1 protein-coding gene is annotated in these 459 nt (G+C 38.8%); it reads right to left on the bottom strand.

The window, feature by feature from the left end; all coding sequences use genetic code 11:
- Nucleotides 1-404, bottom strand: a 404-nt coding sequence (gene purN, locus FCS21_RS17750; RefSeq protein ID WP_138624503.1) for a phosphoribosylglycinamide formyltransferase, incomplete at its 3' end; no start/stop codon positions are given.
- Nucleotides 405-459: the final 55 nt, after the last annotated feature.

The raw sequence follows: 459 nt of genomic DNA, 5'->3' as shown, positions 1-459 counted from the left end.
GTGACACCCGTTTCTTTTACTCCAGCTTCAAATGCATCACGAATGCCATGCAAACCAGGGAATGCAGGTAAAAGAGATGGATGGATATTGATGATTCTTTTATCATAATTTTCCAGCAATACTGGTCCAATGATTCGCATGTATCCAGCTAATACAATCAAATCGATCTTTTTTTCTTTCAATTTATGCAAAATCGCTTCTTCATACTCTTTTTTGGAGTCAAATTCTTTAGGTGAAAAACAATCTGTCGGTACATTCAATGCGACTGCACGTTTCAAAACATATGCTGCAGGCTGATCACAAAACAACCAGTCAATCGAAGCTTCCAATCCTTTTTTCGATAGATAATCGGCTAGCGCTTGAAAGTTGCTTCCGTTTCCAGAATCAAAAACAGCGATTCTCATCGTTCTTCTCCTGTAAACACCACACGATGTTTTTCTTTGGCGATCACTTTTCCGA

Origin of the sequence: Colwellia ponticola, from assembly GCF_005885605.1 — a bacterium.
Classification (GTDB): domain Bacteria; phylum Pseudomonadota; class Gammaproteobacteria; order Enterobacterales; family Alteromonadaceae; genus Colwellia; species Colwellia ponticola.
The sequence above is the reverse complement of the archived record's forward strand: the minus strand, read 5'-3'. Positions and strand labels throughout refer to the sequence as shown.